This is a genomic window from Devosia sp. RR2S18, assembly GCF_030177755.1.
In the GTDB taxonomy this organism is placed as follows: Bacteria; Pseudomonadota; Alphaproteobacteria; order Rhizobiales; family Devosiaceae; genus Devosia; species Devosia rhizosphaerae.
Genome location: NZ_CP126539.1, coordinates 272,819 through 286,571, shown reverse-complemented (window position 1 = coordinate 286,571; position 13,753 = coordinate 272,819). Strand labels below are relative to the sequence as shown.

The following is a 13,753-nucleotide window of genomic DNA, read 5'->3' as shown; positions in this document are numbered from 1 at the left end:
CTGCTGCTAGGGCCTGGTCTGGCCGTCGCCGCGGACGCGGTATTTGAAGCTGGTGAGTTGTTCGACCCCGACCGGGCCGCGGGCGTGCATCTTGCCGGTGGCGATGCCGATTTCACCGCCAAAACCGAATTCACCGCCATCGGCAAACTGGGTCGAGGCGTTGTGCATCAGGATTGCCGAGTCGATCTCGTTGAAGAATTTCTCAACGGCGACAGGATCTTCAGCGATGATTGCTTCGGTATGGTGGCTGGAATAGTGCTCGATATGGGCGATAGCTTCCTCGAGGCTGTCGACGATCTTGACCGAGATAATGGCGTCCTCATATTCGGTGCGCCAGTCCTGTTCGGTAGCCAAAACTGTTCCCGGACTGTTGCGCAGAACCGCCGCATCGCCCCGCACTTCACAACCCTTTGCCCGTAAACTGTCGAGAATGGGCGCCAGGTGGGTGTCCACCACGTCCTTGTGGACCAGGAGCGTCTCGGCGGCACCGCAAATGCCGGTGCGGCGCATCTTGGCATTGAGAGTGACCTTGACCGCCTTGTCGAGGTCGGCCGAGCGGTCGATGTAAACGTGGACGAGGCCTTCTAGGTGCGCGAAGACCGGGACGCGCGCCTCCTCCTGCACCCGGGCTACCAACGTCTTGCCGCCGCGGGGGACGATGACGTCGATACTGCCGCCCAGGCCCCGCAGCATCTCGCCGACGGCGGCGCGGTCGGTGGTGGGCACCAATTGCACGCCGTCCTCGGGCAGGCCGGCCGATCGGAGCCCCTCCCGCAGGCAGGAAACCAGTGCCTGCGAGGAATGAACGCTGTCGCTGCCCCCGCGCAGGATCACCGCATTGCCCGACTTGAGGCAGAGGGCACCGGCATCGGCCGTGACATTGGGGCGAGATTCATAAATGACGCCGATGACGCCGAGCGGCGTGCGAACCCGCTCGATGTGAAGGCCGTTGGGGCGGTCCCATTCGGCGATAATGGCGCCCACGGGATCGCGCAGTTCAGCAATAGTGCGCAGGGCCGAAACGATGTCCTCGAGCCGCGCATCGGTGAGCTGCAGCCGATCGAGAAAGGCCTTGGAAATGCCCTTGCTCTTGGCGGCTTCCATGTCGCGCTGGTTGGCGAGAAGGATGTCGGCGCGATGACGGGACACCGCTTCGGCGGCGCCGATCAGGGCGGCATGTTTGCGCTCGGCCGTCGCCGTTGCAAGTTTCGCGGCCGCGGCGCGGGCCTTGCGCCCCATTGCCAGCATGATGGCGGGAACGTCCTCGCCGATGGCTTCAGCCAAGCTCATGATCTACCTCCTCTTGCGCGCCCACCAGCACCAGATTGTCGCGGTGGACCATAGCCGAGCGGTTGCCTGCACCCAGCAGCTCCAGCACCGCATCGCTCCTTTTGCCCATCACCAGCCGAGCCTCGTCGCTGTCGAGACCAGCCAAACCGCGCGCAATCTCCGCGCCGTCAGGATTGAGCACGGCGATCGCGTCGCCGCGCTCGAACTCGCCGCTCACCTTGGTCACGCCGATGGGCAGGAGGGACTTGCCGGTGAGCAGCGCCCGCGCCGCCCCCGCGTCCACCTGCAGCGTCCCGGCAACGGCGAGCGAGCCCATGATCCAGCGTTTACGCGCTTGGGCGCGGCTTTGCGACGGCTGGAACAGCGTGTGCCGGCCACCCTCGGTCAGAGCCCGCAGCGGATGTGGTTCGGTGCCCTTGGCGATGATCATGGCGGTGCCGGCAAGGGTCGCGATCTTACCGGCCTCCATCTTAGTGGTCATGCCGCCGCGCGACAGGTGGCTGGCAGCGCCGCCAGCCATAGCCTCGATGGCCGGGGTGATGGCCTTGACCATAGGAATGTGCTCGGCACCGGGGTCCTTGGCTGGGGGCGCGGTATATAGCCCATCGATATCCGATAGCAGAACCAGGCAATCGGACTCCACCATGGTGGCGACGCGCGCCGAGAGCCGGTCATTGTCGCCATAGCGGATCTCGGCCGTTGCTACCGAGTCGTTCTCATTGATGATGGGGACCGCACCCAGCGACAGCAGCGTTGCAATGGTCGTGCGGGCATTAAGATAGTAACGCCGCTCCTCGGTGATATTGGGTGTGATGAGGATCTGTCCGGTGACAATCCCGTGCCGCCCCAGCGCCTCGGCCCAGGCCTGCGACAGAGCGATCTGCCCAGCGCTAGCCGCTGCCTGCGACTGCTCCAGCGTCAGCGAAATTGCGTCGAGCCCGAGGAGGCCGCGCCCTAAGGCAATAGCGCCGGAGGAGACCACCACCACATCACAGCCATTCGCCTTGAGCGCCGCGACGTCCTCGGCCAAGCCAGCGAGCCAAGCGCTCCGGAGCTTGCCGGCCTTATCGACCAACAGGGCCGAGCCGATCTTGATGGTGAGGCTGCGATAGGGCGCCAGCGCGTTCATCAGGGGGCCCAGTCGGGTTCGATCTTGCGGCGCTCTGCCTCGGCCTTTTCGGCCTTGCCGGCGTCGAGCACACCGACAACCGCGTAGAGCACCATGTCGACCCCCTGCCCCGTCACGCCCGAAACGGTCAGCACATCGGCCTTGCTCACCCGCTTGAGCACCTTGAGCTTTTCCTTGAGCGCCTCGGGTTCGATGGCATCGATCTTGTTTAGCACCACGATCTCGGGCTTTTCGATCAGCCGCTCGTCATAGGCTTCGAGCTCGCCACGGATGGTGGTGTAGGCGCCCTTGATGTCCTCCTGGGTGCCATCGATGAGATGGATCAACACGCCGCACCGCTCGATATGGCCCAGGAACCGGTCACCAATACCAGCCCCTTCGCTCGCCCCTTCAATAAGCCCGGGAATATCGGCCAGCACGAAATCGCGCTCACCAATGGAGACCACGCCCAAATTGGGATGGAGCGTGGTGAAGGGATAGTCGGCGATCTTGGGCTTGGCGGCGGACACAGCCGCAAGGAAGGTAGACTTGCCCGCATTGGGCAGCCCCACAAGCCCGGCATCGGCGATGAGCTTCAACCGCAGCCAGATCCATTTTTCCGTGCCCACCTGGCCCGGATTGGCATGGCGGGGCGCCTGGTTGGAGCTGGTCTTGAAATGGGCATTGCCAAAGCCGCCATTGCCACCCGAAAGCAGCACCACGCGCTGCCCGACCTCGGTGAGGTCGGCGATCAGCGTCTCATTGTCGTCTTCAAAGACCTGGGTGCCCACCGGAACGCGCAGCACAACATCGGTGCCATCGGCGCCCGTGCGGTTCTTGCCCATGCCGTGGGTGCCGGTCTTGGCCTTGAAGTGCTGCTGGTAACGATAGTCGATAAGGGTATTGAGCCCGTCGACGCATTCGATAACGACGTCGCCGCCACGGCCACCACTGCCGCCATTGGGTCCGCCGAATTCAACGAACTTTTCGCGCAGGAAGGAGACCGCACCCGCGCCGCCATCGCCAGAGCGGACATAGATCTTGGCCTGATCAAGGAATTTCATGTGTGCCGGGCCTTCCAGACGCTGCGCGTCAATTGCGTGTCGATATGCTCCAGCTCGGCGCCACGCGCAAGACAGAGCAGGGTTGAGCGCCCGGTTTCGGTAAATCCGAGCTTGGTTTGAATGGCAAGCGAGGCAGCGTTGAAGTGGAACACGCCCGAGTAGACTACGGGCGCCGCCGATGCCGAAAAGAACCAGTCGAGACTGGCCTCGACTGCCTCGCTCATAATGCCGCGGCCCCAAAAGGGCTTGCCCAGCCAATAGCCGATGATCGGCCCCTGCGGTCCACGATGGAACCCCACATGGCCGGCGAAGCCTTCCCCCGCCAGCTCGATGGAAAAGTTCGTCTCCTCCACCGGCAGTCCGGGCACGCGCGTGCGCAGCCAGGCTTTCGCATCGGAGAGATGGTAAGGATAAGGCACCCGCGCAAGGTTACCCGCCACATCGTAATCGTTGAGGTAACGGGCGATCAGCTCGGCGTCGCCAAGCTGGGGTTGGCGCAGGAGAAAGCGCGGGGTGCGCAGAACGGCTATCATGGCGCGCTCCATTGCAGAATGACCAGCGGCTTGCCGCGGTGGCGCTCAACCACGCTAAGCGTCTGTTCGACCACCCCGAACCCGCAGCTTTCCAACACCCGCTGCGAAGCAGGGTTGCTTTGCAGCACCCGCGCAGCGATGCGCTTGATGCCGCATTGCGCCACGGTGCCGAGCACCGCGCGCACCGCTTCGGTGGCATAGCCGCGCCCCCAATAGGGCTCGCCCAGCCAGTAGCCGAGCTCGGGCAGCTGGTCCTCGACAGCTTTGAGGCCGAGCACGCCAATAAATGCACCGGCCTCGTTCTCCAGCCCATAAGGATGCTGCTGCGCATTGGCGCGGGCATCGGCCAGGAAGGCACGCCCATGCTCTTCCAGATAGGGGAAGGGCATGGCGGCGGTGGGCTCGATGACGTTCCAATTGTTGGCCAGCGCCACAAAGGTAGGCAAATCGGCTTCGGTGACCGGCCGCAGGGTAACCCGATCCGATATGATGCTGCTGGGAAGGTCGTCGCGCAACTTCATGCCGCACCTTTATGGTTCAGCCAGTCGGCGCGGTTTAGTTCAGTCACCACATGCTGGACATTGTGCTGGAGCGCCTGGGAGAAACGGAGCTCCCGCCGCGCCTCGACAAAGCCGAGCCGGCGCTGCACGGCGAGCGAAGCAGCATTGTTATGCTGCGCGCTGGAGACAACGCTGGGGCGGCTCGTCCCCTGAAAGTGCCAGCTCAATAGCGCCGTAGCCGCCTCGGTGGCGTAGCCTCGGTTCCAATGCGGCCGGGCGATCCAGAAGCCTAGTTCGTCAAGCAGTGCCACCGAGCCGATCAATCCCTGGCCGGGCAGCTCGATCACCAGCATGCAGCGCTCGGCCGAAGTCGGGGGCGCCTGGCGCAGCCAGTCGATCGCCATGCCCAGTGTATAGGGATAGGGCAAGGGCGTCAGGAAGCGCGCCACCTGATAGTCACTGATGCCCAGGCAGTAGCGCGGCGCATCCTCAAGCGTGGCGTCGCGCAGCAGCAGCCGTTCGGTCCTGAGCTCAACCATGATCCGGTTCCCATCGCATAAGCATGACGCGCTGCCCGACCAGCGTGCCGGTCTCGTCCAGCGCTTCGCCAATTTCGGCAAAGCCGGATTTAAGCAGGACGTTGCGTGACCCGCGATTGGTGAGAAGAGCCCGCGAGCCCAAGCCGGTCGCCCCTGCCCGCACTGCGGCCGCGACCACCGCTCGTGCCGCCTCGGTCGCATAGCCCTTCCCCCAGAACGGCTCCCCCAGCCAATAGCCGAGCTCGGGCAGCTTGCCGGGGAGCAGATGCAGCCCAACAACGCCGATGAACCGCCCCTCAAACAGGATGGACCAGGCAAACTCTTCTGGCCCGCGCGCGATTTTCTCGACGAATTCCCGCCCGTGTTGTTCCTCGTAAGGGTGGGGCAGCCGCGCCAGAACCTGATAGATCCGCGGATTGTTGGCCAACGCCGCCATCTCGGCCACATGCGCCAGCGCCGGGGTCGCCAGGGTGAGGCGCTCGGTGGTGATGGTGGGATCGAGGTGGTCGCGCAGGCTATCCATTGTCGTGACTCCAAAAGCGAAAGGGGAACCGGCGGACCGGTTCCCCTGAAGATTTCGCTTGGTGTCGCGGAACGCCTCGCCGGGGAACTGGTCACCGGCGGGGTTGGTCAGACCGGCCGGGTTATTCGGCGGCCTCTGCCGGATCGACGGAAACAAATACTTTGTTGTTCTGACGGGTGCGGAACGCAACCTTGCCGTCGACCAGCGCAAAAATGGTGTGATCCTTGCCCAGGCCAACGCCGGTGCCGGGATGCCACTTGGTGCCGCGCTGACGCACGAGGATGTTGCCGGCAACGACAGCTTCGCCACCGAACTTCTTGACGCCAAGACGACGGCCAGCGGTATCGCGACCGTTGCGGGACGAGCCGCCTGCTTTCTTGTGTGCCATCTTCTAGCTCCTTATTCCTGGTCGGCCTTGGGTGCGGCCTTTTTGGCCGGGGCCTTCTTCGCCGGCTTTTCAGCAGCGGCTTCGGTGTTGGTGTCGGCAGCAGCCTTCTTGGCCGGAGCCTTCTTCGCCTTGGCCGGAGCCTCGGTGCCCTCGGCAGCCTCAGCCTTGGGCGCAGCCTTCTTGGCCGGGGCCTTCTCGGTCACGGTCTCGGTCGAGCCGGCAGCAGCAGCGGCCTTGACGGATGGCTTGGCGCCGCCGGTCAGGATCTCGGTGATGCGGACAGTCGAGAGCAGCTGGCGGTGACCATTGCGACGACGGTAATTGTGACGACGGTTCTTCTTGAAGATGATGACCGTCTTCTGCTTGCGCGTCTCGATCAGTTCGGCAGCCACCAGGGCGCCTTCGACGAGCGGCGCACCGACTTCGTCACCGACCATGAGAACCTGGTCAAAGGTCACGATGTCGCCAGCCTCGGCGTCGAGCTTTTCGATCTTGAGAACGTCGTTGGCGGCAACCTTGTACTGCTTGCCACCGGTCTTGATCACGGCAAAAGTCATACTCACTGCCGAGCGCATGATACGCTCGGTCCCTTTCTGTCGCGCTCCTATGGCGCCGCAGGTAAAAGCCCGATAGGCCTGCGGTCTTCGTCATGCGTACCGGCGAACCGGCGGGCAGCCTCGAACAGCGTCTTTCCAATAACGGCAAGCGCGCCAGTGATGCCAGCGCGCCTTCCGGGTGGGCTTATCGTGCCAAAGCCCCGCAGAGTCAAGGCTTATGCGTCAACCCTGGCCTTCGGGATACCAGTTGCCGCGGCGCACTTCGGTCCCCTCTTCGACCCCGGCTTCGAAGGCATCGAGATCGCTGTCACCATAATGGTAGGGGTAGACGATGGCGGGCTTGAAGGTGTTGACCGCCTCGGCGGCCTGCTCGACCGTCATGGTATAGGGGAGGTTCATCGGCAGGAACGCGACGTCGATATCGGTCAATGCCAGCATTTCCTCGGTCGGCTCGGTATCGCCGGCGATATAGACCTGTTTGTCGCCAAAGGTAACGACATAGCCATTGCCCACGCCCTCGGGGTGGTATTGCAGCCGCTCTTCGGTCGTGTTGTAGGCTGGCACCGCACGGATGCTGAGCCCCACGATCTCGCCCGCGTCGCCATTGGCCATCGAGGTCGCATTGGCCTTGAGGCTTTCGGGCAGCTGGTCATAGACCTCGCCATTGGCGATGATCGGCACCGATCCGGCAATCGCCTCCAGCGTGGGCAGGTCATAGTGATCGCCATGGCCATGGGTGATGAGGATGGCCGTGGGTTCGGGCAGGCCCTCATAGGCCGCAGCGCCACCGACCGGGTCGACATAGATGACCTCGTCGCCATAGCCCAGCAGCATGCTGGCATGCTCGATGGGGTGGATGACGAGATCGCCCTCCGAAGTGGTCACAGTATCGCCTTCCAAGCTCGTCCCCTCCTGCGCGAATATCCCAAAGGCACCGGCACCCCAGATAACAAGGGGCAGCGAGGCGATGCCAGCAACGACGGTGCGGCGCTTCATCATGGTCTTCTCCCAAGGCTAATGTTTGATTGCGCAACCGCAACGCCGACCGCAGGCAGCCGGATCAGCACCCACGAAGATGTGATGAACAAGGCCGCAACCTTCCCGAGCTTGACGGCGGTAGCCGCCGGCCAGAACCATCACAGGTGTTGCAGCCGTCCTTTTGCTGTGCCATAAGCCCGCCTCGTATCGACCAGCCGCGCCCGCGAGGCGCCCTCATCGATCTCGCGGAGAGATGGCAGAGTGGTTGAATGCACCGCACTCGAAATGCGGCATGGGGGCAACTCCATCGGGGGTTCGAATCCCTCTCTCTCCGCCACTAATTCCCTGACCCCTCACCTCCGGTCCGACTGTTCGCCTGATCTTGGTGATGCAAGCAGAAGACCGCTCGTGAACACCCTAGTGCTCCCGGCCTGAAGGTCTTATCGTGGTGTTCTCTTCACACCATCAACATCGTCGGACACCACCTATGACCGAGCCTTCCCTTCTCGCCCGCCTAGTCGCCCTTGTCGGTCAAGGTGCCGTTGCGCTGCGCCATTCGGGCGATCCGCAACGATCCCCGGTTTATGGCACCGCGCCTGCCATTCCCGAGGCCAAGCCGCAGGGCAAAATCCCAACCCTCAAGATGCCCACGGCGAAGGGTTGGGAAGGCGATCACAAGCCCACCCCGGCGCCCGGTCTCAAGGTGAATGCCTTTGCCCGCGGGCTCGTCCATCCCCGCAACATGCATGTGCTGCCCAATGGCGATGTGCTTGTGGCCGAATCCATGGGCGAGTCGGGCAATCCCAAATCCCTGTTCGACCACGCCATGTCTGCCACCATGCAGCGGGCGCGCGCCTCGGGTGACAGCCCCAACCGGGTGACCCTGCTCCGCGACGCTGACGGCGATGGCGTTGCCGAAGTAAGCCACGCCTATATCGAAAATGTGCGCCAGCCCTTTGGTATTGTCCTGGTGGGCGACACCCTCTATGTCGGCGCCAGCGATGCGCTCCTGGCCTATCCCTATGACGCGGGCGCGACCAAGATCACCACGCCAGGCAAGAAACTGATGGATCTGGTGCCAGGCGGGCACTGGACGCGCAATCTGATCGCCAGCAAGGACGGCACCAAGCTCTATGTCGCCGTGGGTTCGCTCAGCAATATCGGCGATTCCGGCATGGAAGCGGAGAAAGACCGCGCCTGCATCCACGAATACGACATCGCCACCGGCCAGTCGCGCATCTTCGCCGGTGGCCTGCGCAATCCGGTCGGCATGGCCTGGGAGCCCGAAGGTGGAATGCTCTGGACCGTCGTCAACGAACGCGACGGGCTCGGCGACGAGACACCGCCCGATTATCTGACCTCGGTCCGCGACGGCGGCTTTTATGGCTGGCCCTATTGCTACTGGAACCGGGTTGTGGATGACCGCGTCCCGCAGGACGCAGCAAAGGTCGCTTCGGCGCTGCAGCCCGATTACGCGCTAGGCGGCCACACAGCATCCTTGGGGCTCTGCTGGCTTCCCGCGGGCACCCTGCCCGGGTTCCCCGCTGGCATGGCCATAGGGCAGCACGGCTCGTGGAACCGCTCCAAGCTGTCGGGCTACAAGCTGGCTTTCGTCCCGTTCGAGAACGGCAAGCCCACCGGCATGCCGCGCGAAATCCTCACCGGGTTCCTGTCGCCGGACGAGAAGTACTCCTATGGCCGACCGGTGGGTGTGGCGCTTGCGGCGGACGGGGCCGTGTTGATGGCGGACGATGTCGGCGACGTCATCTGGCGCGTCACTGGCGCCTAGGCGCTAACACTTTGCTTCAGCCAATCGAGCTCCGCCGGGTTACCTGCGGAGCTCTTTTCGTTCCGGAAATGCTCAGCGCGCGAAGACGCCCTCGAAGTCCGCAAAACCCTTGACCTCAATGGGATTGCCGCTCGGATCTCGGAAGAACATGGTGCGCTGTTCACCTGGCTCGCCGGCAAAGCGGACGACCGGGGGAATGTCAAACGCCACGCCCTTGCCCTCGAGCCTGTCGGACAATTCCAGCCATTCGTTCAGCGGCAGAACCACACCCAGATGCGGCATCAGCACCATGTGGTCGCCAACCTTGCCGGTGCGGGTGGTCTCGAAGGGTTTGCCCAGATGCAGCGAAATCTGGTGGCCAAAGAAGTCGAAGTCCACCCAAGTGTCGGTGCTGCGACCCTCGGCGCAGCCAAGGACGTCACCATAGAACCGGCGGGCGGCATCGAGATCGGTGACGTGGTAGGCGAGGTGAAACAAGGAACGCATGATCGGGTCTCGTTGCTGGTCTTGCGTGATTAGAGCCGCAAGTGAGGGGGCGAGCAAGCGTGTTGCCGCAGACGATGTGCCCGGGAGTTAGGGCTCGACCACAGCACCGCCGCCAAAGTGCCGATCCAATTGGGCGCGATAGCCGGCAACGCAGGCGGCATTGCGTTCCCTCGGCGGCACCTCGAACGCGAGATCGGCAATGATGTCTGCTGGCCGATGGTCGAGCAGGATGGCGCGGTCGGCAAGCCGGGCTGCGTCATCGGTGAGGTGCGACACGAACAAGACGGTCGGGCGGCTCTCGGCGACCACCTGGCTGAAGAGCTGCTGGATTTCTCCCAGCAGCACCCGGTCGAGCGACACGAAAGGCTCGTCGAGCAGCAAGAGGCGGGCGTTGACGGCCAAAGCCCGCGCAATGGCGACGCGGCGCTGCATGCCGCCCGAGAGCTGGTACGGATAGAGATGGGCGGCATCGCCCAACCCGACCAAGCGCAGGGCCGCTCCTGCGTCTTCCGCAGAAATCGTCGGAGCTGCCGCGCGGATATTCTCGCCAGCGGAGAGCCAGGGCAGCAGCCGGGCATCCTGAAACACGAAGCCGGGTGGCGGCGCCTCCCGGGCCAGAACACCGCCAACCCTGATGCTTCCGGTAAAATCGCCATCGATGCCGGCCACCATGCGCAGCAGAGTGGATTTGCCGATCCCCGATGGGCCCACTATCGCCACGACGCTTCCCGGCACCACGGTCAACCGCACATCGGCAAAGAGCGGCTCCGCCGCACCGGGGAAAAGCTTTTCAGCAATATCGATGCTCAACTCTGGGCTGGTCGCCAACGCAACACCCGTCGCTCCAGCGGCCGCAGGGCCCCATATTCAAAGGCCAGTACCACTAGGATAAAGGCTGTGGTGTAGGCCAGGATGCCGGCGATATCGAAGAACTGGAACATCACCGCCACCCGATACCCCACACCGCCGTCACTGCCCAGCACTTCAAAGACCAGCACGATCTTCCAGATCAGCGAGAGCCCGGTGCGGGCTGCGGCCAACAGAAAGGGCAGCAATTGGGGCAGGAAGATCAGCCGCAGCCGCCGCACCAGTGACATGCGAAACACCGTACCCAGCTCGTCGTAGTCGGTGGCAAAACTGCGGACACCTTCCCTGATGGTGGCGGTGACCAGCGGCAGTTTGTTGATCGTCACCGCCAGGATCAGCGCGAACTCGGTTAGTCCCAGCCAGATATAGAGCACGATGGCGGTGACGATGGCCGGCACGTTGAGACCCACCAGCAGCCAGCCCGAGAACAGGCGGTCGAGCCACCGCACCCGGCCCAGGACGATCCCCAACACTGTGCCGACCACCATAGCGACCAGGAAGGCGGTACCGGCCCGGAGGAGGGTCTTGCTCAAATCTGCCAGCAGCGGCCCGGAGCTCGCCGCATCCCACATCTCCAGGGCAACGGCCAGGGGTGTGGGAAACAGGCGATGGGCGAAAATAAGGGCCAACACCTGCCAGAGGGCAAGCAGCAGCGGCAGCGAAAGCGCTTCGAGCGCCCTGCCCTTCGCCTCATGGCTGGAACTTGAGGAGCCTATTTGCTGTAGCCCGGCCAGAAGGTGCCGGGAGCCAGTGTTTCGGCCTCCCCCACCAGTTCACTACCGCCAAACGCCGCCAGGAGCGCAAAGGCGTCCTCGGCCGCTTGCATGGCGCCGGGATCATACTGCGCGACAATGCCAGCGCGATAATCGTCCCGCAATTGAGTGAAAAGGGCGTCGTCCGCCTCGGCGCCCATCAGCGGGCGGAGCGCTTCCCAGGTATCGTCATCCTCAAGAAGGGTTCGCTTGGCGGCGAAGGATGCATCGAGGAATGCGGTCAGGGCCTCCTGTTTGGTTTGGGCCGTATCTTTGGAGAACGTCCAGCCCAGGAGGGGCGGCTGCTCGTCGACACCCAGTTCCTCGAGCATAGTTGCGACCGAAACCAGTTCGGTGGCGCCCGCCGCCTTGGCCCGGGCATTCCACTGCCAAAAATTAAGCGCCGCATCGACCCCGCCATTGGCGAGGAGTTCGTTGATCAGAGGCGGTGCCCCGAAATTGGCCCGCACATCTTCGGCCAGCACCTCGCCGGTCTGCTTGTTGTAATAGGCCTGGAGGATCACCCAGCTCTTGTCGACTGGACCGCCGGCAATTCCGATCGTGCGCCCCGCCAGATCGGTCAGCTCAGTCAAATCGCCATCCGCTGGCACCATCAACCCACCAACGGCTAGGGAATGGGGCACCATGGCAACTTCGTTGCCGGCCTCACGCTGCAGGCTCACCCAGACAAAATCGGACAAGATCACATCGGCAGCGCCGGCCTGGAGCGCAATCTGCCCCGCACGGCTATCGGCCAGCGGCCGGATCTGGAGGTCCAGCCCATGTTCGGCATCAAGGCCACGCGCTTGGATGGTTTCGATTTCCCATTGCACCGTGCCCGATTCCTGGACGCCCACCGTCAGCGTCAGCTGTTCTTCCGCTGCAGCAACGGGGCTGATGGACACCAGCAGGGCGAGAAGAGAGGCGAGGAGGCGCACGGCATTGCTCCGGATCGGGGGAGTTTCGCTGCCATTAAGCACTCCTCCGGCTCGGATGCTACCCTCCCTGTCAGGCACAAAGCCGTGCTTCTCGCAGCTCGCTCTTCACCGCCCGTAGTCGGGGGAACAAGCATCCAGTCTCCACGTTGCCGGGGCATGGCTCATGATCCCGCACCCGTGCCCAAGGCATCAGGCTTCGACAACACCGTCAGCCTCTTGCGCGAGGGCTATGATTTCATCGGTAATCGCTGCCAACACTTGGGCAGTGACGGCTTTGAAACTCGACTGATGCTGCGCCCGGTGCTGTGTCTGCGCGGCGCCAAGGCCGCCCAGCTTTTTTACGGCAAGGGGCTCTTCACCCGGAAGGGCGCCATGCCACCCACGACGCTTCGTCTGTTGCAGGACAAGGGCAGCGTGCAATCTCTGGACGGCGTGGCGCACCGGCACCGCAAGGCGCTCTTTACGGCCCTGCTGATGGATAGTGCGCCCGATCGCATGGTGCAGCTGTTCGAACGGCACTGGCGCGAGGCGCTCACCGGCTGGGAGCGGCAGGGGGAGATGGAACTCTTCAGTGCCTCCAATCTGGTGCTGACCCGGGCGGCTTGGGAGTGGGCCGGGCTGCCCTTGAGCGAACTCGACGACGAGGACATGTGTGGCCGCCTCGTCGGCATGGTCGAAAACGCCGGCAAAGTCGGACCGCGCATGTGGCGCGAACTGGCACGACGCTCGGGCACGGAGCGGCAGTTGGAGCGCTGTATAGAGCGCATCCGCAACGGCACCCTCGATCTGCCCTATGATGCGCCGGCTGTGGCCATCGCCACCCATCGTGATCGCGACGGCAAGTTCCTGCCCAAGACCATCGCCAGTGTCGAGCTGATCAATCTCCTGCGCCCCATCGTGGCGATCGGACGCTGGGTGCTCTATTGCGGCATGGCGCTCAACGAGCACCGGCAATGGGCTGACCGCTTCGCTGCCGGCGACGATGCCATGATGGAGCCCTTTGCCGAGGAAGTGCGACGCATCTATCCGTTTTTCCCGGTTATCGGCGGCGTCGCCAAGGTCCCTTTCACCTGGTGCGGCAAGAGCTATCCCACAGGCCAGTGGGTGCTGCTCGATCTTTTCAGCACCAACCGCGACCCTCTTCTCTATCCCGACCCCGAGAGCCTTCGCCCCGAACGGGCGCATAGCTGGCGCGACCAGGACTTCCGCTTCATGCCACAGGGCGCTGGCGACGCCCATGTCGACCACCGCTGCCCGGGCGAGCGGCTGACCGTGGGCATGATGACCAGCGCCATTCGCCTTCTCACCCGGGAGATGCGCTACGAGGTGCCCGAGCAGGACCTCGCCCTCCCCCGCGACCGCCTGCCAACCCGGCCGAAGCAAGGCTTTCGAATGCGGAATGTGCGACGGGCTACGGAAGGCTGAGGCTGACCTGTAGTGA

16 protein-coding genes and 1 tRNA gene are annotated in these 13,753 nt (G+C 63.8%); 3 read left to right on the top strand and 14 right to left on the bottom strand.

The features are described from left to right. Window positions 1–6 precede the first annotated feature (6 nt). The 10 genes from QOV41_RS01445 to QOV41_RS01400 form a co-directional block, all read right to left on the bottom strand. Entirely contained in the window at window positions 7–1,290 is a 1,284-nt protein-coding gene (locus QOV41_RS01445; RefSeq protein WP_284579054.1) for a glutamate-5-semialdehyde dehydrogenase, read from the bottom strand. Further along, complete coding sequence (proB, locus tag QOV41_RS01440; RefSeq protein ID WP_284579052.1) at window positions 1,277–2,419, bottom strand: glutamate 5-kinase; 1,143 nt, start codon at window positions 2,417–2,419, stop codon at window positions 1,277–1,279. The genes QOV41_RS01445 and proB overlap by 14 nt, the downstream gene beginning before the upstream one ends. Continuing rightward, entirely contained in the window at window positions 2,419–3,462 is a 1,044-nt protein-coding gene (obgE, locus tag QOV41_RS01435) for a GTPase ObgE (RefSeq protein ID WP_284579050.1), read from the bottom strand. Before obgE ends, proB begins: the two co-directional genes overlap by 1 nt. Beyond that, window positions 3,459–3,995 carry a GNAT family N-acetyltransferase gene (locus tag QOV41_RS01430; RefSeq protein WP_284579048.1) on the bottom strand — a complete coding sequence of 179 codons (537 nt, stop codon included), beginning with the start codon at window positions 3,993–3,995 and terminating at the stop codon, window positions 3,459–3,461. The genes obgE and QOV41_RS01430 overlap by 4 nt, the downstream gene beginning before the upstream one ends. Then, a complete protein-coding gene (locus QOV41_RS01425; protein ID WP_284579046.1) occupies window positions 3,992–4,516 on the bottom strand; it encodes a GNAT family N-acetyltransferase in 525 nt (174 codons plus the stop codon). Before QOV41_RS01425 ends, QOV41_RS01430 begins: the two co-directional genes overlap by 4 nt. Then, on the bottom strand, window positions 4,513–5,034 hold the full coding sequence (locus tag QOV41_RS01420) for a GNAT family N-acetyltransferase (RefSeq protein WP_284579044.1): 522 nt from the start codon (window positions 5,032–5,034) through the stop codon (window positions 4,513–4,515). Before QOV41_RS01420 ends, QOV41_RS01425 begins: the two co-directional genes overlap by 4 nt. Beyond that, the gene (locus tag QOV41_RS01415) at window positions 5,027–5,557 is read right to left on the bottom strand and encodes a GNAT family N-acetyltransferase (RefSeq protein WP_284579042.1); all 531 of its coding nucleotides are present in this window, start codon (window positions 5,555–5,557) and stop codon (window positions 5,027–5,029) included. Before QOV41_RS01415 ends, QOV41_RS01420 begins: the two co-directional genes overlap by 8 nt. Window positions 5,558–5,678: 121 nt before the next feature. Continuing rightward, window positions 5,679–5,945: a 50S ribosomal protein L27 gene (gene rpmA, locus QOV41_RS01410; RefSeq protein ID WP_284579040.1), complete on the bottom strand. Its 267-nt coding sequence runs from the start codon at window positions 5,943–5,945 to the stop codon at window positions 5,679–5,681. 11 nt (window positions 5,946–5,956) lie between these two features. Next, complete coding sequence (gene rplU, locus QOV41_RS01405; protein ID WP_284579038.1) at window positions 5,957–6,502, bottom strand: 50S ribosomal protein L21; 546 nt, start codon at window positions 6,500–6,502, stop codon at window positions 5,957–5,959. A 222-nt stretch (window positions 6,503–6,724) separates the two neighbouring features. After that, entirely contained in the window at window positions 6,725–7,501 is a 777-nt protein-coding gene (locus QOV41_RS01400; protein ID WP_284579036.1) for an MBL fold metallo-hydrolase, read from the bottom strand. Between the two features lie 226 nt (window positions 7,502–7,727). Between QOV41_RS01400 and QOV41_RS01395 the strand changes: the two genes are divergently transcribed. Both QOV41_RS01395 and QOV41_RS01390 read left to right on the top strand, forming a co-directional pair. Beyond that, a tRNA-Ser gene (locus tag QOV41_RS01395) sits at window positions 7,728–7,817 on the top strand. Window positions 7,818–7,967: 150 nt separating this feature from the next. After that, the gene (locus QOV41_RS01390) at window positions 7,968–9,269 is read left to right on the top strand and encodes a PQQ-dependent sugar dehydrogenase (RefSeq protein WP_284579033.1); all 1,302 of its coding nucleotides are present in this window, start codon (window positions 7,968–7,970) and stop codon (window positions 9,267–9,269) included. A 72-nt stretch (window positions 9,270–9,341) separates the two neighbouring features. Here the strand turns inward: QOV41_RS01390 and QOV41_RS01385 are convergent, their stop codons facing one another. From QOV41_RS01385 to QOV41_RS01370, 4 genes are all read right to left on the bottom strand, one after another. Beyond that, window positions 9,342–9,755 carry a VOC family protein gene (locus QOV41_RS01385; protein ID WP_284579031.1) on the bottom strand — a complete coding sequence of 138 codons (414 nt, stop codon included), beginning with the start codon at window positions 9,753–9,755 and terminating at the stop codon, window positions 9,342–9,344. Between the two features lie 87 nt (window positions 9,756–9,842). Further along, window positions 9,843–10,565, bottom strand: a complete 723-nt coding sequence (locus QOV41_RS01380) for an ABC transporter ATP-binding protein (protein WP_284579030.1) — start codon at window positions 10,563–10,565, stop codon at window positions 9,843–9,845. Then, window positions 10,562–11,254: an ABC transporter permease gene (locus tag QOV41_RS01375; RefSeq protein WP_284579028.1), complete on the bottom strand. Its 693-nt coding sequence runs from the start codon at window positions 11,252–11,254 to the stop codon at window positions 10,562–10,564. The genes QOV41_RS01380 and QOV41_RS01375 overlap by 4 nt, the downstream gene beginning before the upstream one ends. Window positions 11,255–11,334: 80 nt before the next feature. Beyond that, window positions 11,335–12,312, bottom strand: coding sequence for an ABC transporter substrate-binding protein (locus QOV41_RS01370; protein ID WP_284579026.1), 978 nt, complete (start codon window positions 12,310–12,312; stop codon window positions 11,335–11,337). Window positions 12,313–12,468: 156 nt separating this feature from the next. Here QOV41_RS01370 and QOV41_RS01365 point away from each other — a divergent pair, with 156 nt between their 5' ends. After that, window positions 12,469–13,737 (top strand): cytochrome P450, encoded by a 1,269-nt coding sequence (locus tag QOV41_RS01365; RefSeq protein ID WP_284579024.1) that lies wholly within the window; start codon window positions 12,469–12,471, stop codon window positions 13,735–13,737. Window positions 13,738–13,753: the final 16 nt, after the last annotated feature.